The organism is Pleomorphomonas sp. JP5 (assembly GCF_023721815.1).
In the GTDB taxonomy this organism is placed as follows: Bacteria; Pseudomonadota; Alphaproteobacteria; order Rhizobiales; family Pleomorphomonadaceae; genus Pleomorphomonas.
Map to the genome: position 1 here is coordinate 148127 of NZ_JAMDLI010000008.1, position 25490 is coordinate 173616.

The following is a 25490-nucleotide window of genomic DNA, read 5'->3' on the forward strand; positions in this document are numbered from 1 at the left end:
CCAACGGCGACGGGCGGATTGCGCCGATTTGAGAGCGGCGATCAGGCGAGCGTTGACGCCGCCCTCTGCAACTTGTTGGCCGCCTCGTCGATAGACTGCGTCGAGCTGCTGATGTCGGCCAGAGCCTTGGCGATATCCTCGACGCCGCTGGCGGCGGTATGCATGCTGCCGGACATGTTTTGCGTCACGGCCGCCTGTTCCTCGACCGCCGCTGCGATCGACGAGGAGATGTCGTTGATACGGGTGATGATGGCGGTGATTCCATCAATGGACTGAACCGCCTTGGACGAGATGGTCTGCACCGCGGCGATTTCGCTGGCGATCTCTTCCGTCGCCTTCGATGTCTGCGCGGCGAGCTGCTTCACTTCCTGCGCAACGACGGCGAATCCCTTGCCCATCTCGCCCGCTCGCGCCGCCTCGATGGTGGCGTTGAGGGCCAGGAGGTTGGTCTGGCCGGCAATGGTGTTGATAAGTTCGACGACCTGGTCGATCTTCTGCGCCGCAGTGGCCAGACCCGACACCACCTGCGTGGCAGACTCGGCCTGCGTCACGGCGTCCTGGGAAACCGAAAGGGCAACGCTTACCTGGCGGCTGATTTCGCCGACGGAGGATACGAGCTCTTCGGCGCCGGCAGCCACCGACTGGACGTTCGACGCGGTGATTCCCGCCGTCGAGTTGGCGCCTGCCGCCTCGGCGTTCGAGCGGGCGATCATGTCGGCCACTTCGGCGAGCTCACGGTTTATCTCGGTCTGGGCGGCCTGGCGCTTGCGCCGCCTCTCCATGACGGCGGTGATGTCGGTCGCAAACTTGGTGACACGGACAAGCTGGCCGGTGCCATCGAAAATCGGATTGTAGGTCGCCTGAAGGAAGACGTCCCGCCCCCCCTTACCGACCCGGTGGAACTCATCGGACTTGAACTGGCCAGCCCGAAGATCTTCCCAGAACTTCTTGTAGGATGGACTGTTGCGTTCCTCGGGCGTGACGAACATCGAGTGATGCTTGCCGACGATGTCGGCGGTCTTGTACCCGAGCGCCTTCTCGAAATTCTCGTTGGCCTCGATGATCGTCCCGTCCGGCTCGAAGGAAATGACGGCCTGAGCGCGATTGATGGCGGCGATCTCTCCCTGGACCTTCACGTCCTCCAGCTTTCGATCGGTGACGTCAGTGGCAAACTTGACGACACGGTAGACCTTGCCGGACTTGTCGAGCAGAGGATTGTAGGTACCCTGGATCCAGACGGAGCGCCCTCCCTTGGCGATGCGGCGGAACTCGGCCGACATGTAGCGGCCAGCCTGCAGATCGCGCCAGAAGGCGGTGTAAGCCGGGGTCTGCACCTCCTTGGGGTCAACGAACATCGAGTGATGCTTGCCGACAATCTCGGACAGCTCATACCCCATGACCTTCAGGAAGTTGGCGTTGGCCGTGAGAATCTTTCCGGTCGGATCGAACTCGATGACCGCCAGGGACCGATCGAGAGCGGCAAGCACCGCAGCCTCATGACTTGAAAAGGGCCACATGATCCTCGCTCCTACCCTCTTTGCTAACAATCGCCGCGCAATGTTCACCCTCAAGAAACAAGAAAGGTGACTACGCAGCTCATATAACGATAACAACCTAGAAAAATGGCGGCCCGGCGACCGCCAAACCGCCCATCACTCCTTGATAATTGATCATCTATTTACGGAGAGTTTATACCGAGCAAGCCTCCGATAAGTAAAATCTTCTACTTTTGGCTGCATATTCTTAACTGGCCACGCTGTGGACGTGGAAAAGTCTTTCCGAAGATGGCCAACGGGCTAGAAGCACACCCAACGGCACGGGGAACCCGCTCGCCGCTTCCCGCCCATCGCAAGCCTGTTCGGCGCCATGGGACTGGCATCCGTTCCTGGAGCCGTATAAGAAATGGTCGCATTTCAATTGTGGTGACCCCCAATGCTCAAAGCACGCGTCATCCCCTGTCTCGACGTCAAGGACGGCCGGGTGGTCAAGGGGGTCAACTTCGTCGACCTCATTGATGCCGGAGATCCGGTCGAGGCCGCCGCCGCCTATGACGCGGCCGGCGCCGACGAACTCTGTTTTCTGGACATCACCGCCAGCCACGAGAATCGCGGCACGATCCTCGATGTCGTCCGTCGTACGGCCGAGCGCTGCTTCATGCCGGTGACGGTGGGCGGTGGCGTGCGGTCCGTCGAGGACATTCGGGAACTGCTGCTGGCCGGCGCCGACAAGGCGTCGATCATGTCGGCCGCTGTCCGCGACCGCGACCTCGTTCGCCGCGCCTCGGAAAAGTTCGGCAACCAGTGCATCGTCGTCGCCATTGACGCCAAGCGCGTCTCTTCGGACGACGGCAAGTCGCGCTGGGAGGTGTTCACCCACGGCGGGCGGCAGGCGACCGGCATCGATGCCGTCGAGTATGCACAGGAAGTTGTGTCGCTTGGAGCGGGCGAGATCCTGCTCACCTCGATGGATCGCGACGGCACCAAGATCGGTTTCGACCTCGAGCTGACCCGGACCATCGCCGACGCGGTCACGGTGCCGGTCATCGCCTCGGGTGGCGTCGGCACGCTGGACCATCTTGTCGAGGGGATTCGCGACGGCCACGCCGCAGCGGTGCTCGCCGCCTCGATCTTTCACTTCGGTACTTTCACAATCGGCGAGGCCAAGGCGCATCTCGCCGCGGCCGGCGTTCCCGTCCGCCTTCAGGGATGATCGGCATGGCTGACAGCACCTTCAACCTCTCCGACCTCGAAGCGATCGTCGCAGACCGCCTCAAGAATGGTGACGCCACCTCCTACACGCGCAAGCTGGCCGACAAGGGCATTGCGAAGGCGGCCCAGAAACTGGGCGAGGAAGCGGTGGAAAGCGTGATCGCCGCCGTGAGCGGCGATGCCGACGCCCTGACCTACGAGAGCGCCGATCTCCTCTATCATCTTGTCGTGGTGCTGGCGCTGAAAGGCGTCCCGCTCGACGAAGTGCTCGCCGAACTCAAGCGCCGCACGGCGCAGTCCGGCCTGCAGGAAAAGGCCAGCCGACCGGCCGACTGACCTCAAGACCATGGCACGCCGGTCGAATCCGGCGGCCGATTCCCGCCATGTATCTGAGATCAGCGGATCGCCCGAGGCGATCCGGAGATGGTGACGAATGGAACAGTTCGTGCGGAAAGCGCTGTCGCCCTACGAAGTCTACACACGCGCCGACTGGGCCGTACTACGGGCCGGCATGCCCTTGACGCTGACGCTCGAGGACGTGATCCGCCTGCGCGCGCTCAACGACCCGGTGCAGCTCGACGAGGTATCGGACATCTTCCTGCCGCTGTCGCGGCTTCTCTCGCTCTACGTCGAGTCGGCGCAGTCGCTGCATTCCACCACACGCCGCTTCTTCGGGCGCTCCGACGCCAAGAAGCCGTTCATCATCGGCATCGCCGGTTCGGTCGCGGTCGGCAAGTCGACGACGGCGCGCATCCTGAGAGCGATGATGTCGCGCTGGCCTTCGTCGCCAAAGGTGGACCTCGTCACAACGGACGGCTTCCTGTTTCCCAACGCCGTGCTGCGCGAGGAAGGCCTGATGGAGAAGAAGGGTTTTCCGGAAAGCTACGACCGGGCGGCCCTGCTCTCCTTCCTTACCGACATCAAGGCCGGCACGCCGAACGTCTGGGCGCCGGTCTACTCCCACCTCGTCTATGACATCGTGCCGGACGAGCGCATCGTCGTCGATCAGCCCGACATCCTGATTCTGGAGGGCCTCAACGTCCTCCAGACCGGGAAGTTGCCGCGCGACGGACGTGGCATCCCCTTCGTCTCCGACTTCTTCGATTTCTCGATCTACATCGACGCCGACGAGGCCGATCTGCAGCGCTGGTATGTCGAGCGCTTCATGCGCCTGAGACAAACCGCCTTCCGCGACCCTCAGTCCTACTTCCGCCGCTTCGCCGAGATTTCTGAGGAAGAAGCGCTGGACACCGCCCTTGGCCTGTGGACGCGCATCAACCTCGCCAATCTTCGCGAGAACATCCAGCCGACCCGCCTTCGGGCCGATCTCGTTCTGCGCAAGAGCACCAATCACGCCATCGAGCAGGTGATGCTCAGGAAGCTGTGAAGGGGGGCGGCTCAGGCCGAGAAGACCCTGTTGCCGCCGATCCATGTCGACTTGAGCTCGAGATCCGGCGTCAGCAGCAGGAAATCGGCATCCATGCCGGGCGTGACCCGACCCTTGCGGCTCTCGATCCGCATGGCTTCGGCCGGATAGACGGTGGCCATACGGATCGCTTCGTCGAGGCCGATCGAGAAATGCTCGGCGGCGTAACGCACCGACGAGAGCATATCGATGTCGGCGCCGGCCAGCGTACCGTCGGCAAGCGCCAGACGGCCGTCGCGGCGGAAAATGGTCCGACCGTTGAGCTCGAACTCCGGCAGGTCCGTGCCGATGGTCAACATGGCGTCGGTGACCAGGAAGATATGCCCCGGCTCGCGCTTGGCCCTGAGCGCCACGCGCGCCGCCGCCGGGTGGACGTGGATCCCGTCGGCGATGAGACCAGCCGACAGCCCGCTGTCCAGAACCGCCCCCACCATGCCCGGCGTCCGGTGACCGAACGGGCTCATGGCGTTGAAGAGATGGGTCGCCGTGCTGACGCCGGCGGCGATATAGGCCTGCGCCGTGTCGTAGTCGCAATCGGTATGGCCGAGACTGACGATGCCGCCGGCAGCGGCGAGAAGGCGCACGGCCTCCACCGGCGTCGACTCAGGAGCTATGGTCAACATCGTCGGGCCGGCGCCGTTGATCGCACCGATCAACTCCCGGATGTCCGCCTCCTCCATCGGCCGCACGTAGGCGACGGCGTGAACGCCGCGCTTGGCCGCCGACAGATGCGGCCCTTCCAGGTGCAGGCCGAGATAGCCCGGCACGCCATCCGCCCGCGCCGCCTTGCCGGCTGCGATGGCCTCGGTGCGGGCTTCGCGGCGGTCCGTGATCAGTGTCGGCAACAGCGCCGTGGTACCGAAGTGGGCGTGGGCGGTGCAAATGCGTTTGATTGTCGCGACGCTTGGATCGTCGTTGAAGTTGATGCCACCGCCACCGTTGACCTGAAGGTCGATGAAGCCGGGCACGGCCAGAAGACCACCGGCATCGATCACCTCGGCGCCAGCTGGAAGGTTGTCGGTGGCGATGAAGCGGCCAGCCTCCACGGCAATCTCTGCGTCGTCGTGCCAGGCGTCGCCGTCGAATAGGCGGATACCACGGATGTGAAGGGCGGACATGGGAACGTCTCCTTGGTGTGGTGACGGATCAGGAATGGGGAAGCGTCAGCTCGGCGACGAAGTCGTAGGCGTCGGCTCGATAAAGCGACCGGGTGAATTCGACCACCCGCCCCGAAGCGAGATAGGAAATCCGCGCGATGGACAGACCGGCTTCGCCGGTCTGCACCCCGAGCAGGGCCGCGTCCTGGCCACGTATGTTGCAGGCCGATATGCGCTGCACGGCCCGCACGGGCCGGTAGCCGCTTCGGGCCAAAGTCTCGTAGAGCGATCCGTCCACGGCGCCCGGATCGGGCAACACCTCGGCCGAAAGTGACGCTCGTTCGAGGGCAAGCGGCAGATCATTGGCAATCCGGAGACGCTCGAGCCGGGCGACGCGCCCGCCGCCGGCCAGCCCCAGCATCATCGCCTCTTCCGGCGATGGCAGGTGGAGCCCACGATCGAGCCAGCGCGAGCTCGCCTTGAGGCCGCGGCGCGCCATGTCCTCGGTAAAGGAAGTGAGCAGCGAGAGTGATTGCTCCACCCGCTCCACCGGCTTGACCACGAAGGTGCCGGACCCATGACGCCGCACCAGGAGGCCGGCTTCGACGAGTTCGTCGACTGCCTTGCGAACGGTGACGCGGCTGATGCTGAGGAAGTCGGCGATTTCCCGCTCGGGCGGCAATGCGTCGCCATGCCTGAGCTGACCGCACCCGACGGCCGCCTCGATGGCCTGCCTCAGCTTGAGATAGAGAGGTCCGGTGGCAGTGGCTTGCAATCGCTCTGGAGACAGGATGCTGGAGATGTCGCCGCTCATGCCGCGCCTCCACCTTCGCCAAGGAAAAGTCGGTGGGCAAGCGCCACGGCTCCGTCGAGCGCGCTCCCCTTGGGCGCCACCAGACGCGACCTGTTCCGCTCGGCAAGATAGGCGGGATAAAGAGGCGCGAGGCCGCCGAGCAACGCCAGGCGTTCCGCGCCATCGGCGACGATACGGTCCAGCGCCCGGTCGACCGACGCGGCAGCGGTCCTGACGATGTCGAGAGCCACGGTGTCGCCGGCTTCGGCCGCCGAGAAGACGGCCGGTGCAAAGCGCCCGAACTCGCCCGGTGTCGCCGTCCGGGCAAACTCGACCATCGGTCCGGGAGCACCACCAAACTCGGCGATCAATCGATCGGTAAGCGGGGATGAGGCAGCGAAGCGGTCGTAGGCGAGCAGTGTGGCGGCGAGCGCCGACCGGCCGAGACTGGCGCCCGAGCCGAAGTCGCCGATCACGAATCCCCAACCGCCATAGGAGCGAACGGCATCGCCGACACGCGCGAAGAACACCGAGCCAGTGCCGAGAATGGCCACAGCGCCGTCGCCACCGCCGATGGCCCCTTCAAGCGCAATGAGGCCGTCCGAGACGACCTCCACCCGACCTGCCGGCAGAGAGGCGGCGATGAAAGCGGCGGTATCCCCGACGTTGCTGCCGGCGAGCCCCAGCACCACCGCCGAGCGCCTGAGTATTCCACCGTCCAGCCCGGCCGAGGCAATGGCCACGTCGATGGCAGCCTGAATGTTGGAAAGAGAGCCGGCTCGATCGCTCAGAACATTGGCCGCCCCACCGGCGCCGGTGGCAATGATGCGTCCGTTGCGGCCGGCCACGGCCGCCCGACAGCCCGTCCCGCCTCCGTCGACGCCGATCACGAAATCCACCATCGCGGCCCTCCTCCATTGAAAGTACCAAAAAAATACCATTTGCCAATCGACTTGTTGTCGACGAGCCGCGCTTTTTTGAGGAAACCGAAACAACACATTGTTTTATAAAGTTTATGCGAAGAGCCTCACATTAAGGACCGCTGAAGCTAGAGCAAAAATGAACGAAGTATGATTGTCCCCCTAGACAAGTGGTAGCTTTTTGGCATTATTGCCGAGTGGGGAGTGGCAGAATGACGGCAAAGCTCGGCACCGAGGATCGCGATGTCAATGCGAAGGGGTTCGACACCCTGCCGCCGACGCGGATACTCGAAGTGCTTGCCGCCGCCCAGGTGAATGCCGCGCGTAGCGTCGAAGCGGCCATACCCGCCATTGCCGCCGCCGCCGAGAAAGCCGCCTCCGCCCTGACATCGGGTCACCGCCTCGCCTACATCGGCGCCGGCAGCTCGGGCCTGATGGCGCTCGCCGACTGCCTGGAACTGCCCGGCACCTACGGCATTGGCCTGAATGAGGCCGTCGTCGTTCTGGCCGGCGGTCGCGACAGTCTGGTCGACATGATCGGCGTGGGCGAGGACGATGTCGAGGCAGGCGCCGCCGACCTCGCGGCCACTGGCATCGGACGAGGCGATTGCGTGATCGCGGTCTCCGCGTCCGGCTCGACGCCCTACACGGTTGCCGCCGCCCGCCTCGCCAGGGAGCGCGGCGCAACGGTGATCGGCATCGCCAACAACGAAGGCGCGCCGCTTCTTCTTCTCGCCGATGTCGCCGTGCTGCTCGAAACACCGCCGGAAGTCATATCCGGCTCGACCCGCATGGGCGCGGGTACGGCGCAGAAGATCGCCCTCAACATGATGTCGACGCTGATGGCCGTTCATCTTGGCCATGTCCATGACGGCCACATGGTCAACGTCAGGGCCGACAACGACAAGCTCACGGCGCGCGCCGCCCGCATCGTGTCAGATATCACGGGAATTCCGACCGACACGGCGACAGGGCTCCTTCGGGAGAGCCGTGGCTCGGTCAAGCATGCCATTCTACTCGCCGCCGGCGCGGGAGATATCGAGGCGGCCAATGCCGCTCTCGTCGAGGCCGGCCAAAACCTGCGTCGGGCGATGTCGCTCGTCGCAAAACTATAATCGGGGTTCTCAACGCGCGTCATCAAGACGCGAGCAAAGGGAGACGGACGATGTATCGCACTACGTTGCAGGGTGCCCTGCTGGCATCGAGCATCCTCGCCGGCGTCGGCTCGGCCATGGCCGCCGACGTCACGCTCAACATCGAGAGCTGGCGCAACGACGATCTTCAGATCTGGCAGGAGCAGATCATTCCGACCTTCGAGGCCAAGCATCCCGGCATCAAGGTGACCTTCTCGCCGAGCGCGCCGACTGAATACAACGCCGCGCTCAACGCCAAGCTCGACGCGGGCTCGGCCGGCGATCTCGTCGCCTGCCGGCCGTTCGACACCTCGCTGCAGCTGTTCGAGAAGGGCAAGCTCGAGGACCTGACCGGTCTCGAGGGCATGAAGAACTTCTCTGACGTCGCCAAGTCCGCCTGGACCACCGACGACGGCGCCAAGACCTTCTGCGTGCCGATGGCGTCCGTTATCCATGGCTTCATCTACAACAAGGAAGCCTTCGAGAAGATTGGCGCCGAGGTTCCGAAGACGGTCGACCAGTTCTTTGCCGTGCTCGACAAGCTGAAGGAAGATGGCACCTACATCCCCATGGCCATGGGCACCAAGGACATGTGGGAAGCGGCCACGATGGGCTATCAGAACATCGGCCCGACCTACTGGAAGGGTGAGGAAGGCCGCAAGGCGCTGATCGCCGGCACGCAGAAGCTGACCGACGAGCCGTGGGTCGAGCCCTATCGCGTGCTCGCCAAGTGGAAGCCCTATCTCGGCGACGGCTTCGAGGCGCAGACCTACCCCGACAGCCAGAATCTCTTCACGCTTGGCCGCGCCGCCATCTACCCGGCCGGTTCGTGGGAAATTTCGCTGTTCAACACCGCCGGCCTGAAGCTCGGCGCCTTCCCGCCGCCGGTCGTCAAGGACGGAGACACCTGCTACATCTCCGACCACAACGACATCGCCATGGGCCTCAACGCGGCCAGCCCGCACAAGGAAGAGGCCAAGGTGTTCCTCGAGTGGGTCGCCTCGCCCGAGTTCGCCTCGATCTATGCCAACGCGCTGCCGGGCTTCTTCAGCCTGAACTCGACGGCCGTCGACATGACCGACCCGCTGGCCAAGGAGTTCGTTTCCTGGCGCGAGACCTGCAAGCCGACCATCCGCTCGACCTACCAGATCCTGTCGCGCGGCACGCCCAACCTCGAGAACGAGACCTGGACGGAATCGGCCAACGTCATCAACGGCACCGACACGCCGGAAGCCGCCGCCAAGAAGCTGCAGGACGGCCTCGACAGCTGGTACAAGCCGGCCAAGTGACGACGTGAAGCAAGACGGCGGCGCGGGCTTTCGCGCCGCCGCCCTTTTCGCCTGTCGGGCAACCGACAAGCCGCCGGCGCCACAGAGATCGACATGACTGACCTTGCACCCGAACAGGGCGAGGAAGCCTCGCGGCGGCGACCGCGGCGCTGGCATATCCTCGTCTTCCTCGCTCCCGCCGTCATCATCTACACGGCGGTGATGATCCTGCCGCTCATCGAGACGCTTCGGCAGTCCTTCTTCAACGTCGTCGACGGCGAGCATGTCTTCGTCGGCTTTGCCAACTTCGCGACGCTGTTCGGCGATCCACGCTGGGCGAGCGACTTCTGGAACGCGCTTGGCAACAACTTCGTCTTCTTCCTGATCCATATGGCCGTTCAGAACCCGATCGGCGTCGCGCTCGCCGCGCTTCTGTCGCTGCCGGGCCTCAGGTTCGCGGCCTTCTACCGCACGGCCTTCTTCCTGCCCACGCTCTTGTCCTTCGTCATCGTCGGCTTCATCTGGAAACTGATCCTGTCGCCGATCTGGGGCGTCGCACCCTGGCTGATGGATCTCGTCGGCATGAAGTCGATGTTCGGTCCATGGCTGGGCAAGCCCGGCTCGGCACTGATCACCGTGTCTCTGGTGTCGGTCTGGCAGTTCATCGGCATTCCGATGATGCTGATCTACGCTGCACTGCTCAGCATCCCGGAAGAGGTGATCGAAGCGGCCGAGATCGACGGAATCACCGGTTGGGGGCAGTTCTTCAAGATCAAGCTTCCGCTTGTCCTGCCGGCCATCGGCATCATCTCGATCCTGACCTTCGTCGGCAACTTCAACGCCTTCGACCTCGTCTACACCATGCAGGGGGCGCTGGCAGGTCCGGACAAGGCGACCGACATTCTCGGCACCTTCCTCTACCGCACCTTCTTCGGGTTCCAGTTGCAGCTCGGCGACCAGTCGATGGGGGCCACCATCGCCACCATCATGTTCCTGATCATCCTGACCGGCGTCTGCATCTACCTGTTCGGCATCCAGCGGCGCATCCGCCGCTACCAGTTCTGACGGGAGGGGGCGGATGTCCAAGGCAAGACAATCGAAGCTGCGCACCAGCCTCGTCCATGTGGCGCTGATCGCCTACACGCTGGTGGCGCTGTTTCCGGTGTTTCTCACCATCATCAATTCGCTCAAGAGCAAGCAGGCGATCTTCGGTCAGCCGCTGCGCCTGCCCGGCCCGTCGACCTTCAGCCTGATCGGCTACGAGACGGTTCTGAAGCAGGGTGACTTCGTCACCTACTTCCAGAACAGCACCGTCGTCACCGTCGTCTCGATCTTCCTGGTGTTGTTGTTCGGGGCCATGGCCGCCTTTGCGCTGGCAGAATACCGCTTCCGCGGCAACACGCTGATGGGCCTCTATCTGGCCATCGGCATCATGATCCCGATCCGCCTCGGAACGGTGGCGCTGTTGCAGGGCATGGTGGCGACGGGCCTCGTCAACACGCTGACCGCGCTCGTGCTGGTCTACACGGCGCAAGGCCTGCCGCTGGCCATCTTCATCCTGTCGGAGTTCATGCGGACGGTATCGGACGATCTCAAGAATGCCGGGCGCATCGACGGTCTTTCCGAATACGCCATCTTCTTCCGCCTCGTGCTGCCGCTGGTGCGGCCGGCCATGGCGACGGTGGCCGTCTTCACCATGATCCCCATCTGGAACGACCTGTGGTTCCCGCTGATCCTGGCCCCCGGCGAAAGCACCAAGACGGTGACGCTCGGCGCGCAGCTGTTCATCGGCCAGTTCGTCACCAACTGGAACGCCGTGCTGGCGGCACTGTCGCTCGCCATCTTCCCGGTGCTCATCCTCTACATCATCTTCTCGCGGCAGCTGATCCGCGGCATCACCTCGGGAGCGGTCAAATGACATCGCCCGTTCGGGTTCTCTCCGCCGGCCTCGGCAACATGGGCAGGAGCCACGCCCTCGCCTACCATCGCAATCCCGGCTACGAGATCGTTGGCCTCGTCAACCGCACCAAGGTGGCGCTGCCGGACGAGCTCCAAGGCTACGATATAGCCCCGTCCTTTCCGGAGGCGCTCAAGGCGCTCCATCCCGACTTGGCGTCGATCAGCACCTATTCGGAAAGCCACGCCGACTACGCCGTGATGGCCATGGAACAGGGCTGCCACATCTTCGTCGAAAAGCCGCTGGCCACCACCGTTGCCGACGCCCGGCGGATCATCGACTGCGCCGTCGCCAACAAACGCAAACTGGTCATCGGCTACATCCTGCGCCACCATCCGTCCTGGCAGCGCTTCATCGCCGAGGCGCGGACGCTGGGTGGCCCCTACGTGTTCCGCATGAACCTCAACCAGCAGTCCTCGGGCAAGACCTGGGAGACGCACAAGGCGCTGATGAACACCACCGCGCCGATCGTCGATTGCGGCGTGCACTACATCGACGTCATGTGCCAGGTGACCGACGCGGAGCCGACGGAAGTCCGTGGAATGGGCCTCCGCCTTTCCAACGAGATCGCGCCGGACATGTACAACTACGGCCACCTGCAGGTGCTGTTCTCCGACGGCTCGGTCGGCTGGTACGAGGCCGGCTGGGGACCGATGATGTCGGAACAGGCCTTCTTCGTCAAAGACATCATCTCGCCCAACGGCTCGGCCTCCATCGTCATGCGGGAGGGCAAGTCGGACGATGTCGACGCCCATACCCGCACCTCGACCATCCGCGTCCACAAGGCTGCAACCGGAGCGGACGGCGCCTTCCTGGCGCCCGACGTCGATCACACCATGGCGGGCGAACCGGGCCACCAGGAGCTGTGCGAGCTGGAGCAGGCCTACATGTTGAAGGCGATCGTCGAGGATATCGACCTTACCCAGCACATGAACGACGCCCTGAAGTCGCTGGCGGTCTGCCTTGCCGCCGACGAAAGCGTGCGCACCGGCAAGCCGGTCAAGTTGCAAGGATAAGCCCGTGGGATCGCTGGAACTCAGAAACATCAGAAAGTCCTTCGGCGCGCAGGAGGTGCTGAAGGGCATCGACCTCGAGGTGAAGGACGGCGACTTCGTCATTTTCGTCGGCCCTTCGGGCTGCGGCAAGTCGACGCTGCTGCGCTCTATCGCCGGCCTTGAGGACGTCACCTCGGGCACCGTTCTGATCAACGGGCAGGACGTCACCGTGACGCCGCCCGCCAAGCGCGGCATCGCCATGGTCTTTCAGACCTACGCGCTTTACCCGCACCTCAGCGTGCGCGACAACATGGCGCTCGGCCTCAAGCAGGCCGGCGCGCCGGCGGCGGAAATCGAAGTGCGCGTCGCCAAGGCGACGGAGATGCTGTCCCTGGAGCCCTATCTCAAGCGGCGGCCGGCCGAACTCTCCGGCGGCCAGCGGCAGCGCGTCGCCATCGGTCGCGCGCTGGTGCGCGAGCCGGAACTGTTCCTGTTCGACGAGCCACTCTCCAACCTCGACGCGGCGCTGCGTGTCCAGACCCGCGTCGAGATCGCCCGCCTGCACCGCCAGCTCGGCGCCACCATGATCTACGTGACGCACGATCAGGTGGAGGCGATGACGCTCGCCGACCGCATCGTGGTGCTGAACGGCGGCGTCATCGAGCAGATCGGCTCGCCGATGGAGCTCTACAATCGGCCGGCCAACCTGTTCGTGGCCGGCTTCATCGGCTCGCCGCAGATGAACTTCATCGAGGCGGCGCGCATCGGCGAGGCAGGCGCAACCATCGGAATCCGGCCGGAGCACATGTCGGTATCGCCGACGGAGGGCCGCTTCCGGGGCAAGGTGATCCATGCCGAACACCTCGGCGCCGACACCAACCTCTACCTGGAAACCGAAAGTGCCGGGCTCATCACCGTGCGCCTGTTCGGCGAGCACCGCTACGCCGCCGACGACATCGTCCATGCGACGCCGGATGCGACCAAGATCCATCGCTTTGACGAGAGCGGCCGCGCGATAACCGCCTGACGCGGTCGCGGCATTGGCCCTGCAGCGCCGCCTTGAGGCGGCGTTTGTCGTTTTTCAGCGCACCCCGCAATTTCGATCAAGCGGAGTGTTCCGGCTTCGTTCATCAATGAAGCGCTTTCAGCGTGACGAGGAAGAGATGAGCGTTCTGGAAAAGGCAATCTGGTATCTGGAGCTGAATGTCGCACGGTCGTTGACGCTCGCCGAACTGGCCGATCACTGCGCCGTCACGCCCTGGCACCTCTCCCGCCTTTTTCAGGGCGCCGTTGGCCTCGGCCCGATGAGCTATCTGAGAGCGCGGCGACTGACCCTCGCCGCTGAGGCGCTGGCAAGGGGCGATCAGGACATTCTGCCGATCGCGCTCGACGCCGGCTACGGCTCGCATGAAGCCTTCACCCGCGCCTTCGTCGGTCTTTTCGGCGTATTGCCGAGCACGGTCCGGCAGGCCGGGACAACCGACAACCTCCCCTTGATGGAGCCATGGACGATGCGCAAGGACATGATCATCGATATCGCCGCCCCCGAGCTTCGCGAACGCGACGCCTTCCGGGTCACAGGGCTTTCAACCCGCTGCACCTTCGAGACGAATTCCGTCATTTCCAAGCTGTGGGGGGACTTCGACCAACACTGCGCCGCCATCCCCTCGCCGGTCCCCGGCGCATGCTACGGGGTATGCTGCGACATGGAGGCCGACGGCCACTTCCGCTACGTCGCCGGTCTCGCCACACCCTCCAGTCACGTGCCCGAAGGCCTCGACACCGTCGAGATTCCGGCAAGCCGTTATGCCGTCTTCAAGCATGTCGGCCACCTCTCGGGCTTCAACAAGACCGTCTACACCGTCTGGAACAAAGGTCTGCCTGACGCAGGCCTGACGCCGGCCAAGACGCCCGACTTCGAGCTCTATGACGAGCGCTTCGATGCCCAAACCTGCATGGGAACGGTGGAAATCTGGATCCCCATCGTCTGACGAGCGGCGAAGTCTCGCTCCCGGTCCCCGCCGTTCGCTACCTGTGGCGCACGGCGGGTGTCCGCAACGTCACCAGTTCCTCGGCGGCGGTGGGGTGGACGGCCATGGTGCGATCGAAGTCGCGCTTGGTCGCCCCCATGGTCATGGCGATGCCGATGGTCTGGATCATCTCGCCGGCTTCCGGCCCCATGATGTGGACACCCAGAACGCGATCGGTAACGGCATCGACGACCACTTTCATGAAGGTCCGCTCGTCCCGGCCGGCGAGGATGTTACGCATCGGGCGGAACTCCGCCTTGTAGACGTCCACCGCCTGGTGCGCCGCGCAGGCCGCCTCTTCCGACAGGCCGACCGTGCCGACTTCCGGCGTGGTGAAGATCGCCGTCGGCAGGATCGAATGGTCGGCGAAGCTTTCGCGGCCGCCGAACACCGTGTCGGCGAAAGCATGCCCCTCCCGGATCGCCACCGGCGTGAGCTGCGCCCGGTTGGTCACGTCGCCGACCGCGTAGATCGAGGGTACCGACGTCTCCGACAGAGCGTTGACGACGATGGCGCCATCCTGATCGAGCGCCACGCCCAGCGCCTCGAGCCCGAGCCCGGTCGTGTTCGGATGGCGACCGGTGGCGGCGAGCACCAGATCGGTGTCGAGATCGGAGCCATCGGTAACGCTGACGGCGAGGCCAGCCGCCGTCTTGTCGATTTTCCGCACCTGTACGCCGGTGCGCAAGTCCAGGCCACGCGCCCTGAGCGCGTCGGCCAGCTTGTCCCGGACCTCCCGGTCGAAGCCGCGCAGCACCTGCTCGCCACGATAGAGCACCGTGGTTGCAACCCCGAGGCCAATGAGGATGGACGCAAACTCAAGCGCGATATACCCACCGCCCACGACCACGGCCTTTTGCGGCAGGGACGGAAGATCGAACATGTCGGTCGACGTGACGGCATGCTCGATTCCGGGAATATCCGGCAGTACGGGACGATTGCCGGTGGCGATCAGTATGTGCTCCGCCGTGATGGTCCGCTCCTCGGCGACGAGGCGAACCTCATTGGGACCGGTGATGACGGCGCGGTCGCGGATGACTTCCACGCCGGATCGCTGCAGGTTGCCGGCATAGATGCCTTCGAGACGGGTGATTTCCCGCTCCTTGGAGGCCCTCAGCGCCTCCCAGTCGAAGGATCGCTCTCCAACCGACCAGCCGAATCCGGCCGCATCGTTGAACTCCCCGGCGAACCGGGACGCGTAGACCAGCAGCTTTTTCGGAACGCAGCCCCGAATGACACAGGTGCCACCGATGCGCGATTCCTCGGCAATGGCAACGCGCGCACCATAACCCGCCGAAATACGAGCGGCGCGAACTCCGCCGGAGCCCGCGCCGATGACAAAGAGATCATAGTCGAAGGATGCCATTACCAACCGCCGTGTAGAGGAACGTCCGTTCTCTTATCATCCCGGCGGCCAGTCGTGGCAACACAAGTGCGTCAGAAGTTGTAGCCGCGCTTGTTGAGCTCGTCCCGCGACCGGGTGAGGATTTCCGTCGACAGGGCGTCGCGCCAGATGCCGGCCGAACGCATCGAATCCTGGATGATCACCGGTGCAAGCTGGCCGTATTTCTGGCCGACCGGCGAGCTGAAGAAGGCGGTGATCTGCTTCAGTTCGTCCTCGTTGAAGCGACCGGCCCAGACGCGCTCGAGCTCGCGATCAAGATCGGGGCGACGCTTGGCAAGGTCGAGAGCAACGGCGCTCACCACTTCCTCGATGTCCTTGGCGGCGCCGGGGTTGGAGCGCTGGAACAGCGCCTTGGTCTGCTCGGCCAGCACGATCAGTATCTCGTTGAACTGCTCGGAAGCATGGGCGGCGGCAATGGTTTCGCGGGCTGCCGCGAGATGGGACTCGGTGAAGTCCTCAGACAATGCCGGAGACGCCAGCGCGGCGATCACCATGGCCGCCGCCAGTGGGCGGCGGAGAAGGTTCAGGGTCCGGTGCATAAACAAATCTCCGATATCGACTTCGTCGTTGGCTTCATTTGTCCTGAAGGGCAAGCCCCTTGTCACGATCACCCCTGGCGCCAAGGCGATTCCCGTATGGAATCACCGGCGGTTCCGATCGCGTCAAAGCGCCGTCGCCCAGCCTGTGAAACCGAAATCTGGCGAAATGATGCGCCCGCCGCGATCAAGCCCCATTTCCCCCGAAACGGCCCCCGCTGGTTTGCCGCAAACTGCGCAATGTCGCAAGCCCGTTGCGCTCCAACGCGACCTTTGTTGGCCCTTTCAAGGTTGTCCAATGACGGATAATCCCCGCGCCCGCGACCTGGCATGCTAAATCCCTCTCACCACTGCGAAAGAAAGGCAGAACCACCGATGCGTCCGGTTGTCGTTTTCGATCTCGATGGCACGCTTCTCGACACCGGGCCCGACCTTCTCAGGGCCCTCAACCGCGTCCTCGACGAACAGGGGCTGGCGCCTCTCCGGCGGGCGGACGTAGCCTTGCTCTTCGGCCATGGAGCGCGGGCCCTGATCTGCGAGGGCTTTCGCCACGCCGGCCGATCGCTGGAGGCGGCCCGGCTATCCGAGCTGGTCGAACGCTTCATCGCCTTCTACGCGGCGGAGATCGCCGTGGACACACGCCCCTACCCAGGGCTTGCCGGCGCGCTTGCCCGCCTTTCGGAGCGCGGGTTCGGTCTTGCCGTCTGCACCAACAAGCGGGAGGCGCTCGCCCACGCCGTTCTCAAGGGAACAGGGCTCGCCGGCAACTTTGCCGTGATCATCGGCGGCGACAGCCTTCCCGAGCAAAAGCCGCATCCGCGACCGCTCACGGAAGCTATCCTCAGGGCCGGCGGCGTGCCGGAGAGAGCGGTCATGGTGGGAGACAGCGAAACCGACATCGCCACCGCCCGTGCCGCCCGCGTTCCCGCCATCGCCGTCACGTTCGGCTACGGCGGACGACCGGCGGCCGAACTTGGCGCCGATACGACCATCAGTCACTATGACGAGCTGGATCTTGCCGTGGAGACACTTCTCCCGAACTGACCTCCCCCACGTCTTCACCCGCTCTTGGGGAGACTGTCGCCCGCCCCGATAGCCTAAGGAACAAGGGGATGACGAAGCCGGCAACGCGGACCAGCATGGTCGCCCGGAGGCAGAACCTCGATGGGAAAGGGAGGCTCCAGCAGGAGTTCATCGAGACCGTTTGGCGCCCTCTTCTCCCGGCTCTTCGACACATCCAGCGCCAACGACGGAGAAAGGCTCCGCGCCACTCCGCCGGCTGCCATGGCCGTCATGCGTCGCGTCTCAGCGGTGACGCTTGCCAAGAGCTACGCGTATAGCGTTCGGTCCTCATAACGCATTTCAGAACCAAATCGAGTTTTCGCGGCATCCAATACATGAATCAATCCGTATTGATTCCCAACCTAGCTCCCTTGCAACAACTACGAGAGACGAAAGCAAGAAGACACCTTTTGAAAAATAAGCAAATTCTCGTACACACCAGACTGTAAAGACATCACCTACGTCCATTGCGACGATGGTCGAAGTACTGAACTTCGAACTCTTTGTGCAGCGAATATTTTTTCGTTGTTAACGGTTGCCGGCTAGAACGGTTGAAGCTGCCAACCGGACAGCGCTGTCAAAGCTGGGGGTTCCAGTGAACGTTCAATCGATTAAAGTCAAAATCGTCGCACTTTCGGTCGTCTGTCTGGTCGCGACCGTAGCGGCTGTCGTTGGCTATGGCGTGTTCGCCAGCAACACGGTCAATGAACAGACCAACAAGAGCGTGTCCCAACTGCTCGAGACCAAGTCGCGGGAAGCCCTCCTTGGTATCGCGACCACGCAGGCGGGCGACATCCGCGCGGAAGTGGACACGGCCTTCGCAGCGGCTCGCAACATGGCACGCGCCTTCGAGATGATGGTCGAGGACGGTCAGTCGGCGACGCCGGCAGAACTGCGTCGAGCCCAGCTCAACGCCACCCTTCTCAACGTTCTCAAGGACAATCCCCGCTTCAACGGCACTTACAGCGCTTGGGTCGTCGACGGCCTCGACGGCAACGACGCCGCCTTCAAAGGCAAGGCGGACGTTGGCTCGGATGGAACCGGCCGCGCCCTGCCCTACTGGACGCGTGACAGCGCCGGCAAGATCGCTCTCCAGCCGCTGGTCGAGTATGACAGCCGCGAGAGCCATACCAACGGCCTCATGAAGGGCGGCTGGTTCATCGGCCCGCAGGAAACCGGCAAAGAGAGCATCCTCGCGCCGCTGCCCTACATCGTGCAGGGCAAAGCCGTTCATCTCGCGACGATGTCCGTCCCGATCACCGCGAAGGGCAAGTTCCTGGGCGTTGCCGGCGCGGACTTCGACCTGTCGGCCATCCAGAAGCTCGCCGAATCCGTTAATGGACAGATCTATGGTGGCGAAGGCTCCGTCACGATCGTGACCGACAAGGGGCTTGTCGTCGCCTCCAGTGGCGACCCGACGGCCATTGGCGGCCCGCTGTCGAAGATCAACCAGTCCTGGCAACAGGACATGGAGACGATCACGGCAGGCAAACAGCTGGTTACCTATGACGAGGCCAACGACCGCCTGCGCGTGTTCGCGCCTGTCCCGCTCGGGCGGACCGGGACGAACTGGTCGGTGCTCATCGGAGTTCCACGCTCCGTCGTGATGGCGGACGTCAGCAAGCTCGCAACCGAAACAGCCGAAGCGCAGGGTGACAGCACCAGCAATCAGATTCTCGTGTCGATGGTGGTCGCCTTTGCCGGCATCGTCGTCATGTGGCTGGTGTCGCTGTCGGTCAGCAATCCTATCCAACGCCTGACCACTGCCATGGAAGGCCTCGCGGCCCGCAAAACCGGCATCGTCGTGCCCGGCACCGGGCGCAAGGACGAGATCGGCGCGATGGCTCGCACCGTCGGCATCATTCAGGAGAACGCCGTCGTCGACGCCAAGGAGGCAAGCGAGCAGGCGGCGGCCAACGACGCGCGCATCGCCGCGGAGCGGAAGGCGGCGATGGCCAGGATGGCCGACGAGTTCGAGCGGTCGGTTGGCGCGATCGTCGGTTCGGTCTCCTCGGCCTCGTCCCAGCTGCAATCGGCCGCCCAGACCCTGACCAGCACCGCAGAGGACACCTCGGTCCGGTCCTCCGAAGTCGCCCACGCCTCCGAAGAGGCATCGGCCAACGTCAACACGGTTGCCTCGGCATCCGAGGAAATGGCGGTGTCGGTGCAGGAGATCAGCCGCCAGGTCGCCGAAAGCGCCAGGATGGCGGCTAGCGCCGTGCAGGAAGCCATCGGAACGGCCAGGACGGTGAAGGAACTCTCCGACGCAGCCCAGCGAATCGGCGAGATCATCGACCTGATCGGCAACGTCGCCGGCCAGACCAACCTTCTGGCGCTCAACGCAACGATCGAGGCCGCCCGTGCGGGTGAAGCCGGCAAGGGCTTTGCCGTGGTGGCCTCCGAAGTCAAGAACCTCGCCGACCAGACGGCGAAGGCAACGGCCCAGATCGGCTCACAGATCTCCGGGATCCAGTCGTCCACCGAGACGGCGGTCACGGCGATCGACAGCATCTCCAAGACCATCGAGCAGATGGATCAGATCGCGGCCCTGATCGCCTCGGCGGTCGAGGAACAGGCGGCGACGACGCAGGACATCGCCCAGAACGTCCAGAGCGCCTCGACGGGCACGGCTGGCGTGTCCCGCAACATCGCGCTGGTCACGCAGGCGGCATCGGCGACCAGCGCCGCCGCCGAACAGGTCCTGAGTTCCTCGGAGGAGCTGTCCCAGCAGTCCGAAATGCTGAAGGAACAGGTCAGCACCTTCCTGACGACCGTCAGAGCGGCCTGAGCCAACCCTGAACAATCCGACCCGCGGGAGGCCGAACGGCTTCCCGCGGGTCTTTTCGTTTTTGCCAGTCGGCTTTGCTTGCGCGCCATCATGGGCTGGAAAGCACGACGCCGATACGCGATGATCTCGACAACCAGCCTTGCCGAGACCGGCACACCAGGGAACCGACCGATGACCCTCAGCCAAGACGAAGTCCGCCGCTACTCGCGCCACCTTCTGCTGCGGGATGTCGGCGGTCCGGGCCAACAGAAGCTGAAGGCGGCAAGGGTTCTCTGCGTTGGAGCGGGCGGCCTCGGCTCGCCCATCATCGAGTATCTCGCCGCCGCCGGCGTCGGAACGCTCGGCCTTGTCGACGACGACGTGGTGTCGCTATCCAATCTGCAGCGACAGGTCGTCCATTCCACCGCCAACGTCGGCAGACCGAAGGTCGAGAGTGCCGCCGAGCGCGTAGCGGCCCTGAACCCGCACGTGACGACGGAACTCATTCCCGTTCGCCTCGACGGCGACAATATCGCCGACATCATCGATCGCTTCGACATCGTGGTCGATGGAACGGACAACTTCCAGACACGCTTTCTGGTCGCGGACACCGCCTATGCGCTCCAGAAGCCGCTGGTGACCGCCGCCGTCCAGGAGTTCTACGGTTCGGTGACCACCCTCCAGCCCTATCTGTCGGATGACGAAGGCCGCCCCCTGCCGAGTTGGCGCTGCCTGATGCCGAACGAACCGGATGGCGAGGTGCCGACATGCGCACAGGTCGGAATTCTCGGCGCCGTCGTCGGCGTGTTGGGGACGCTTGCCGCCTGCGAGGTTCTGAAGCTGATCACCGGCGTGGGAACACCGCTGATCGGCCGGCTGCTGATGGTCGACATCCGCGACATGCGCTTCGACAGCATCGGCTACAAGCGCCGCCCTGATACGGTCGTGCCGCTCAGTCCCGCTCGAGCCGAATGATCTCGACGATCTCGCCTGCCGCCATGGGGGGGGCATACTCCGGACGGATGACGAGGGCATTGGCCAAGGCCATCGTCCTCATCAGGGACGAGTCCTGCCGCGCGAAAGGGGTCACAAGCAACTGCCCGCCCTTGGCCGTCGCTCGTCCGCGCAGATACTCGCGGCGCAGATCATTGGCCCCGAGAGCCTCCTCGAGCACGGCAGGCACCGTTTCCGGCAGCACGTCGCCACACCCCAGCAAGGCGCGGATCAACGGCACCAGGAACAGCACGCCGCAGACCAGTGTCGACACGGGATTGCCGGGCAGGCCGAGCACCTCGGCCTGACCGAGCCGCCCATGCATCAGCGGCTTGCCGGGACGCATGGCCACTTTCCAGAAGCCAATCGCCGCCCCCTCGGCTTCGAGCGCGGCGCGAGTGTAATCGTGATCGCCAACGGAGGCGCCGCCGATCACCACCACCACGTCGGCACCACCATCGATCGCCAGGCGGATGTGCCGGCGCAACATGCCAAGATCGTCGGGAGCGATACCGAGATCAAGCGGAACGCCACCTGCTTGAGCGATCAGGTGGGCGAGCGCCACCGAAGAGGACGCGACGATCTGGTGGGGCTGCGGAACGCTTCCGGGCGGCACAAGTTCATCGCCGGAGGCAATCAGGGCGACCCGAGGCCGACGATGCACCGGAACGCTGCCGTGGTTCATGGCGGCGACAAGCCCCAGCGTACCAAAACCAAGACGCACTCCGGCGGCAAGACCAACGTCCCCTTCGCTGAAATCCATCCCGCGCGCGCGGACGTAACGGCCGGAAACCGGCTGGATCTTGAAGCGGACGCGGTCTTGGTCGCGCTCGGCGTCTTCCTGCATGACGACGCAATCGGTTCCCGTCGGCAGCGGAGCGCCGGTGAAGATGCGGACCGCCTCCCCAGCGCGCACGTCGCCGTCAAAAGCATGGCCGGCCGCCGCCTCGCCGATCACGCGGAGCCAGACATCGCCGGAAGATGCCGCCGACACGGCGTAACCGTCCATGGAGGAGATGGGAACCGGCGGCTGCGTCCGCCGTGCCTTGAGATCGACAGCCAGCACCCGCCCACCGGCCTCGGCGAGCGGCACCCGCTCGCTCACGGTCGGTCGAACGGCGGACAGGAGTTCGGTCTGGGCGGCATCCACGGAAATCAGCGTCATGATGTCTCCTGGGGTATCATCCGACCGGAGTGACACGAGGATCGAGAAGGCGAAGCTTTACCAGACAGATCGTCTGAGCGCCGGTCCGGCTCAGTCAGATCGAATGAAGCTCTATCGGGCGACGGCGCTCTCGGGCTCCGCCAACCAGAGGCCGGATTTGCCGCCGCTCTTCTCGACGAGATGGATGGCCTCGATGCGCACGCCTTTCTCGACCGCCTTGACCATGTCGTAAATCGTCAGGCAGGCCACGGAAACGGCGGTGAGCGCCTCCATCTCCACACCCGTCTTGCCGGTGCAGCGAACGGTCGCCGAGATGGTGATGCCGGGCAGCTCTGGATCGGGATCGAGGTCCAGTTCGATTCCGGTGAGCGCCAGCGGGTGGCAGAGCGGGATGAGATCGGACGTCTTCTTGGCGGCCATGATGCCGGCCAGCCGAGCGGTAGCGATCACATCGCCTTTCGGAATCCTGCCGTCGACGATCAGCGCCAGCGTTTCCGCCTTCATGATGACCCGGCCGCTGGCGGTCGCCGACCGCTGGGTGACGTTCTTTTCGCCGACGTCGACCATATGGGCAGCGCCCTTGTCGTCCAGGTGACTGAGTCCATTCGTCATGGCGTGCTTATCTCCGGCAGGATTGTGGCTTGGGCCGTCTCGGTCGTCGGTTCTCTTCTATCGCCTCTTCAGTCCGCTAAGCACGATGGGCGCTCGGCATGCAACAGAGATCGGATACCCTTCCCCGTTGGCCGTTGGCGGTCGACGGACGATTGGCAACCACGGGCGGAGTTCTCGCCGTCGATTACGACGGCACCATAGCCGAGCATGGCCGGGTCAGCGCTGTCACCGAGGCGACACTTCGCGCGTTGCGGGAGGCCAACTTCCGGATGATCCTGGTGTCTGGGCGACGACTTCAGAACATTCTCCCGATTTGCAACGTCCTCGACCTGTTCGACCGGTTGATCCTGGAAAATGGGGCCGTCTCCTACTGCCCCAAAACCGGAACCGACCATTTGATCGCTCCGGCAGTGAACGAGCGGTTCCTCGCCGAGCTCGAACGCGACCTTCCCGGCGCCCCCCTGTTCATCGGTCGGTCGATGGTGGCAACCAGCGCCAGAAATGCGGACAGCGTCGAAATGCTGATCCAGAGCGGCGGCTACGACCTTTACACGGTCGGATGCGGCGGGCGGGTGCTGGTGCTGCCGAGGGGCGTGAGCAAAGGCAGCGGCCTTTCCCACGCTCTCGCCGATCTCGGCCTGGGCCGAGACCAGGTGGTCGCGGTCGGGGACGAGGAAAACGACATCGATCTCATAGCCGGATGCGCCCTGAGCGCTGCCGTCGGCAACGCCTCCCCGCAACTCAAGGCGGCCGCCGACATCGTGCTGCCGGGCGGCTGTGAGGAGAGCATGCAGCACCTTGCCGATCTGCTGCTCGGCCGAATCCCACCGTTCATCGCAATGAACTGACGCCAGAATCACGACGACACGCCCTGCCGCTCAGCGCAAGACGCGGAGCTCTTCCCTGAGGCTTTCGACGTCTGGAATGACGAAGGTGCGCGGCGCCGGCCGCTGAATGTCGCCCGACCGGATGAGTTCGGCCAGGACCGTCGACACCGACTGCCGCGCCGCGCCGATGGCCATGGCGAGGTCGTCGCCATGAGGGGCGGATTCGATGATGACGCCTGTCGAGGTCTGGCGGCCATCATGCTCGGCCATTTCGCAAAGATAGCGGATCAACCGGTAGCGAACGCTGCGGAAGGCCATTTCTCCGACCATGGTCAGCGACCGGTTGAGCATCTTCTCGACGGCCGGCAGGATGCACATGCCGAACTCGGGATGGTCGCGCGTCAACCGCCGGAACAGCGTGCGCGGGATCACCGCCGCTTCGCCCTCCTTGCGAACCTCGACTACCATCTCCGGCTGAAGCGGCACGGCGTCGCCCGGCCCCATCGTGAACAGGGTCAGCTCCTTGCCCTCGTGGGAGGCGAAACAGCGATAGCGCCCCGACGCCACCACCAGGATGGCCTCGCCGGTCTCGTCCATCAGGTTGGCGCCATAGACGAGGTGGCCGACCTTCATCTTGCGCAGCTTGGGACCGCCCTCGTTCTGGAGCGTCTCGAGCACCACATGCGGCAACGCATCCCGGCTGGCCGGATCGGCCAACGCGGGCCGCGCCGGCTCGGGCTCGATCTTCTTCGTCGCCTCGGCGCTGCCCTGTCCTTTCAGCGGCATCTGCATCCGCGCAAAGAAGGTCGCTCCCTGCGCGGATTGCACGACGCATTCGTCGGCCGACGCCTGACGCATGACACTGGCGTGTTGGACCGAGAACAACTGCCGGAAATGCATGACACCGATTGCCGACCAGCTCAGGCCGATCAGCTCCACCGCCGCGCGGTTGGCGCCAACCAGACGGTCACTGTCGAAAGCCAACAGCCCCTCGTTGGGGCCGCCCAGGAGGCGCGGATTCGAATGCAGATGCATCTGTTCGAAGCGGCCATACCGGCGTTCGAACAGGCGCCGCTCGATTTCGTTGGCCGCCCGCTTCAGGAGCGGCAACGAGTAATCATGTGCGACCGTGACCGAAGTCGAAAGATCGATGATGCCGGCCAAGGCGCCGCAAGGATCGATGACCGGCACCGCCGAGCAGCTGATATCGGTGTTGCCGTTGCAGAAGTGCTCGGCACCGATGACGGACAGGGCGAGACGCTCGGAAAGGGCCGTGCCAATGGCGTTGGTCCCCATCGCCTGTTCCGACCAGTCGCCGCCCGCACATAGCCCGAGCCGTTCCGCTTCGTCGGAGAAGGTGTTGTCGCCCAGGCGGACCAGCACCACCCCGTTGGGATCGGTCAGCACCACCACGCCGCCAAGCGGTTGCGTCTCGCGGCAGAGAGTGACGATTTCGCCCCAGGCGGAAACCAGCAACTCCTCGTTTCGCTCTCTCAGCTCCTTGAGGGCGGTTTCGGTGAGGCGGGTTTCCAGTCGGCGCGGCGTCCCATTGGCAAGGCCGTGCAGGCTGCTGCGCTCCCATGAGCGCAGGATCGGAAGGGGAATGCCCTCGGGCACGATGCCGTCGGACATGAACTTCGAACGAACGGCCAAAAGCCGCCCCTGATCGGGCAGCGGGCCAGGGCGCGCGTTTCGCTCATGCCGTCCCGAGGTGCTTCGGCAGGTACCGCAAGCGGCCGGCCCGTTCACAGGAATTGCACATGTATCGGCTTCGAGCCGCTTAGGCAGGACCATTT

General features: G+C 64.4%; 23 protein-coding genes. 14 read left to right on the forward strand and 9 right to left on the reverse strand.

Features of this window, described 5'->3' with window-relative positions; all coding sequences use genetic code 11:
• Window positions 1-41: 41 nt before the first annotated feature.
• On the reverse strand, window positions 42-1517 hold the full coding sequence (locus tag M4J40_RS11915) for a PAS domain-containing methyl-accepting chemotaxis protein (protein WP_251754382.1): 1476 nt from the start codon (window positions 1515-1517) through the stop codon (window positions 42-44).
• 415 nt (window positions 1518-1932) lie between these two features.
• On the opposite strand from M4J40_RS11915, the gene hisF reads away from it, so the two are divergent.
• From hisF to coaA, 3 genes are all read left to right on the forward strand, one after another.
• Window positions 1933-2709, forward strand: coding sequence for an imidazole glycerol phosphate synthase subunit HisF (gene hisF / locus M4J40_RS11920; RefSeq protein ID WP_251754383.1), 777 nt, complete (start codon window positions 1933-1935; stop codon window positions 2707-2709).
• A 5-nt stretch (window positions 2710-2714) separates the two neighbouring features.
• Window positions 2715-3044 (forward strand): phosphoribosyl-ATP diphosphatase, encoded by a 330-nt coding sequence (locus tag M4J40_RS11925; RefSeq protein WP_251754384.1) that lies wholly within the window; start codon window positions 2715-2717, stop codon window positions 3042-3044.
• A gap of 97 nt (window positions 3045-3141) precedes the next feature.
• Entirely contained in the window at window positions 3142-4095 is a 954-nt protein-coding gene (gene coaA, locus M4J40_RS11930) for a type I pantothenate kinase (protein WP_251754385.1), read from the forward strand.
• An 11-nt stretch (window positions 4096-4106) separates the two neighbouring features.
• On the opposite strand, the gene nagA is transcribed toward coaA, so the two are convergent.
• Genes nagA through M4J40_RS11945 form a run of 3 tightly spaced genes read right to left on the reverse strand, consistent with a single transcriptional unit; the run spans window position 4107 to window position 6926 of the window.
• The gene (gene nagA / locus M4J40_RS11935; protein ID WP_251754386.1) at window positions 4107-5252 is read right to left on the reverse strand and encodes an N-acetylglucosamine-6-phosphate deacetylase; all 1146 of its coding nucleotides are present in this window, start codon (window positions 5250-5252) and stop codon (window positions 4107-4109) included.
• A gap of 28 nt (window positions 5253-5280) precedes the next feature.
• Complete coding sequence (locus M4J40_RS11940; protein WP_251754387.1) at window positions 5281-6045, reverse strand: GntR family transcriptional regulator; 765 nt, start codon at window positions 6043-6045, stop codon at window positions 5281-5283.
• Window positions 6042-6926, reverse strand: a complete 885-nt coding sequence (locus M4J40_RS11945) for a BadF/BadG/BcrA/BcrD ATPase family protein (protein ID WP_251754388.1) — start codon at window positions 6924-6926, stop codon at window positions 6042-6044. Before M4J40_RS11945 ends, M4J40_RS11940 begins: the two co-directional genes overlap by 4 nt.
• A gap of 230 nt (window positions 6927-7156) precedes the next feature.
• Here M4J40_RS11945 and M4J40_RS11950 point away from each other — a divergent pair, with 230 nt between their 5' ends.
• The 7 genes from M4J40_RS11950 to M4J40_RS11980 all read left to right on the forward strand — a co-directional run bounded on the left by M4J40_RS11950 (window position 7157) and on the right by M4J40_RS11980 (window position 14288).
• Window positions 7157-8059, forward strand: a complete 903-nt coding sequence (locus M4J40_RS11950; RefSeq protein WP_251754389.1) for an N-acetylmuramic acid 6-phosphate etherase — start codon at window positions 7157-7159, stop codon at window positions 8057-8059.
• A gap of 50 nt (window positions 8060-8109) precedes the next feature.
• Window positions 8110-9366, forward strand: a complete 1257-nt coding sequence (locus M4J40_RS11955; RefSeq protein ID WP_251754390.1) for an ABC transporter substrate-binding protein — start codon at window positions 8110-8112, stop codon at window positions 9364-9366.
• A gap of 93 nt (window positions 9367-9459) precedes the next feature.
• The gene (locus M4J40_RS11960; protein WP_251754391.1) at window positions 9460-10410 is read left to right on the forward strand and encodes a carbohydrate ABC transporter permease; all 951 of its coding nucleotides are present in this window, start codon (window positions 9460-9462) and stop codon (window positions 10408-10410) included.
• 13 nt (window positions 10411-10423) lie between these two features.
• On the forward strand, window positions 10424-11263 hold the full coding sequence (locus M4J40_RS11965) for a carbohydrate ABC transporter permease (RefSeq protein WP_251754392.1): 840 nt from the start codon (window positions 10424-10426) through the stop codon (window positions 11261-11263).
• A complete protein-coding gene (locus M4J40_RS11970) occupies window positions 11260-12318 on the forward strand; it encodes a Gfo/Idh/MocA family protein (RefSeq protein ID WP_251754393.1) in 1059 nt (352 codons plus the stop codon). The genes M4J40_RS11965 and M4J40_RS11970 overlap by 4 nt, the downstream gene beginning before the upstream one ends.
• A 4-nt stretch (window positions 12319-12322) precedes the next feature.
• A complete protein-coding gene (locus M4J40_RS11975) occupies window positions 12323-13324 on the forward strand; it encodes an ABC transporter ATP-binding protein (RefSeq protein WP_251754394.1) in 1002 nt (333 codons plus the stop codon).
• 136 nt (window positions 13325-13460) lie between these two features.
• Window positions 13461-14288, forward strand: a complete 828-nt coding sequence (locus tag M4J40_RS11980) for an AraC family transcriptional regulator (RefSeq protein WP_251754395.1) — start codon at window positions 13461-13463, stop codon at window positions 14286-14288.
• Between the two features lie 37 nt (window positions 14289-14325).
• Here the strand turns inward: M4J40_RS11980 and gor are convergent, their stop codons facing one another.
• Together gor and M4J40_RS11990 are read right to left on the reverse strand one after the other, a co-directional pair.
• Window positions 14326-15693: a glutathione-disulfide reductase gene (gene gor / locus M4J40_RS11985; protein ID WP_251754396.1), complete on the reverse strand. Its 1368-nt coding sequence runs from the start codon at window positions 15691-15693 to the stop codon at window positions 14326-14328.
• A 71-nt stretch (window positions 15694-15764) separates the two neighbouring features.
• Entirely contained in the window at window positions 15765-16271 is a 507-nt protein-coding gene (locus M4J40_RS11990; RefSeq protein WP_251754397.1) for a DUF2059 domain-containing protein, read from the reverse strand.
• 372 nt (window positions 16272-16643) lie between these two features.
• Here M4J40_RS11990 and gph point away from each other — a divergent pair, with 372 nt between their 5' ends.
• From gph to M4J40_RS12005, 3 genes are all read left to right on the forward strand, one after another.
• Window positions 16644-17312, forward strand: coding sequence for a phosphoglycolate phosphatase (gph, locus tag M4J40_RS11995; protein WP_251754398.1), 669 nt, complete (start codon window positions 16644-16646; stop codon window positions 17310-17312).
• Window positions 17313-17925: 613 nt separating this feature from the next.
• Window positions 17926-20118, forward strand: coding sequence for a methyl-accepting chemotaxis protein (locus M4J40_RS12000; protein WP_251754399.1), 2193 nt, complete (start codon window positions 17926-17928; stop codon window positions 20116-20118).
• Between the two features lie 171 nt (window positions 20119-20289).
• Complete coding sequence (locus tag M4J40_RS12005) at window positions 20290-21072, forward strand: HesA/MoeB/ThiF family protein (RefSeq protein ID WP_251754400.1); 783 nt, start codon at window positions 20290-20292, stop codon at window positions 21070-21072.
• Here M4J40_RS12005 and glp read toward each other — a convergent pair.
• Window positions 21050-22255 carry a gephyrin-like molybdotransferase Glp gene (gene glp / locus M4J40_RS12010; protein ID WP_251754401.1) on the reverse strand — a complete coding sequence of 402 codons (1206 nt, stop codon included), beginning with the start codon at window positions 22253-22255 and terminating at the stop codon, window positions 21050-21052. The two genes, M4J40_RS12005 and glp, sit on opposite strands and share 23 nt — an antisense overlap.
• Window positions 22256-22366: 111 nt before the next feature.
• A complete protein-coding gene (gene moaC / locus M4J40_RS12015; RefSeq protein WP_251754402.1) occupies window positions 22367-22867 on the reverse strand; it encodes a cyclic pyranopterin monophosphate synthase MoaC in 501 nt (166 codons plus the stop codon).
• A gap of 98 nt (window positions 22868-22965) precedes the next feature.
• Here moaC and M4J40_RS12020 point away from each other — a divergent pair, with 98 nt between their 5' ends.
• Window positions 22966-23715: an HAD family hydrolase gene (locus M4J40_RS12020; RefSeq protein WP_251754403.1), complete on the forward strand. Its 750-nt coding sequence runs from the start codon at window positions 22966-22968 to the stop codon at window positions 23713-23715.
• 30 nt (window positions 23716-23745) lie between these two features.
• Here the strand turns inward: M4J40_RS12020 and M4J40_RS12025 are convergent, their stop codons facing one another.
• Window positions 23746-25347 (reverse strand): helix-turn-helix domain-containing protein, encoded by a 1602-nt coding sequence (locus tag M4J40_RS12025; RefSeq protein ID WP_251754404.1) that lies wholly within the window; start codon window positions 25345-25347, stop codon window positions 23746-23748.
• Window positions 25348-25490: the final 143 nt, after the last annotated feature.